The following is a 2,225-nucleotide window of genomic DNA, read 5'->3' as shown; positions in this document are numbered from 1 at the left end:
AGTATGTTGATGTAGACCCGAAACCAAGTGACCTACCCATGACCAGGTTGAAGATGCGGTAAAACGCATTGGAGGACCGAACCCGTGTATGTTGAAAAATGCTGGGATGAGTTGTGGGTAGCGGTGAAATTCCAAACGAACTTGGAGATAGCTGGTTCTCTCCGAAATAGCTTTAGGGTTAGCCTCGGGGATTAGGATTATGGAGGTAGAGCACTGTTTGGACTAGGGGCCCGTCTTGGGTTACTGAATTCAGATAAACTCCGAATACCATCAATCTATACCCGGGAGTCAGACGATGAGTGATAAGATCCACCGTCGAAAGGGAAACAGCCCAGATCACCAGTTAAGGTCCCAAAATTCATGCTAAGTGGAAAAGGATGTGGAAACGCATAGACAACTAGGATGTTGGCTCAGAAGCAGCCATTCATTCAAAGAGTGCGTAATAGCTCACTAGTCGAGTGATTCTGCGCCGAAAATGTACCGGGGCTAAGCATGATACCGAAACTGTGGATGTGTCGTAAGACACGTGGTAGGAGAGCGTTGTAAGAGCATTGAAGCTGTACCGTGAGGAGCAGTGGAGTTCTTAGAAGTGAGAATGCCGGTATGAGTAACGAAAGACCAGTGAGAATCTGGTCGGCCGAAAGACTAAGGTTTCCTGGGGAAGGCTCGTCCTCCCAGGGTTAGTCGGGGCCTAAGATGAGACCGAGAGGTGTAATCGATGGATAACGGGTTGATATTCCCGTACTAGTTTATTTTGTTTGAACGATGGAAGGACGCAGGAGGATGATGTGTGCACGCTGATGGATATGCGTGTCCAAGCAGTAAGTCTTGATAAGAGTCAAATGCTTTTATCTCTAAGGACAAGCTGTGATGGGGAGTGAAATTTTAGTAGCGAAGCACAGTAACTCACACTGCCGAGAAAAGTTCCTAGTTAGAAATAAACTACCCGTACCGCAAACCGACACAGGTAGTCGAGGAGAGTATCCTAAGGTCAGCGAGTGAACTCTCGTTAAGGAACTCGGCAAAATGACCCCGTAACTTCGGGAGAAGGGGTGCTGGTGTAACAGCCAGCCGCAGTGAATAGGCCCAAACAACTGTTTATCAAAAACACAGGTCTATGCTAAATCGTAAGATGACGTATATGGGCTGACGCCTGCCCGGTGCTGGAAGGTTAAGAGGATCAGTTAGCTTTTGCGAAGCTGAGAATTGAAGCCCCAGTAAACGGCGGCCGTAACTATAACGGTCCTAAGGTAGCGAAATTCCTTGTCGGGTAAGTTCCGACCCGCACGAAAGGCGTAATGATTTGGGCACTGTCTCAACGAGAGACTCGGTGAAATTATAATACCCGTGAAGATGCGGGTTACCCGCGACAGGACGGAAAGACCCCATGGAGCTTTACTGTAGCTTGATATTGAGTTTTTGTGTGACATGTACAGGATAGGTAGGAGCCGTTGATTTCGGAACGCTAGTTTCGAAGGAGGCATTGGTGGGATACTACCCTTGTTATATGAAAACTCTAACCCACGCCGCTTAGCGCGGTGGGGGACAGTGTCTGGTGGGCAGTTTGACTGGGGCGGTCGCCTCCTAAAATGTAACGGAGGCGCTCAAAGGTTCGCTCAGAATGGTTGGAAATCATTCGCAGAGTGTAAACGTATAAGCGAGCTTGACTGCGAGACTGACAAGTCGAGCAGGGACGAAAGTCGGAGTTAGTGATCCGGTGGTACCATATGGAAGGGCCATCGCTCAACGGATAAAAGCTACCCTGGGGATAACAGGCTTATCTCCCCCAAGAGTTCACATCGACGGGGAGGTTTGGCACCTCGATGTCGGCTCATCGCATCCTGGGGCTGTAGTCGGTCCCAAGGGTTGGGCTGTTCGCCCATTAAAGCGGTACGCGAGCTGGGTTCAGAACGTCGTGAGACAGTTCGGTCCCTATCCGTCGCGGGCGTAGGAAATTTGAGAGGAGCTGTCCTTAGTACGAGAGGACCGGGATGGACATACCTCTGGTGTACCAGTTGTGCCGCCAGGCGCATCGCTGGGTAGCTACGTATGGACGGGATAAACGCTGAAAGCATCTAAGTGTGAAGCCCCCCTCGAGATGAGATTTCCCATTCCGTTAAGGAAGTAAGATCCGTTAGAGAATATGACGTAGATAGGCTGCGGGTGGAAGTGTAGCGATACATGGAGCTGAGCAGTACTAATAGATCGAGGACTTAATCGAGTAA

The 2,225-nt window shown here is 49.8% G+C and carries 1 rRNA gene; it reads left to right on the top strand.

Annotated elements, in window-relative coordinates:
• Positions 1-2,221 (top strand): 23S ribosomal RNA (locus FD31_RS13665); the annotation flags it as partial.
• Between the last annotated feature and the right edge of the window lie 4 nt (positions 2,222-2,225).

The organism is Companilactobacillus nantensis DSM 16982, from assembly GCF_001435815.1.
GTDB lineage: Bacteria > Bacillota > Bacilli > Lactobacillales > Lactobacillaceae > Companilactobacillus > Companilactobacillus nantensis.
This window is presented reverse-complemented; position numbering and strand designations above follow the sequence as displayed.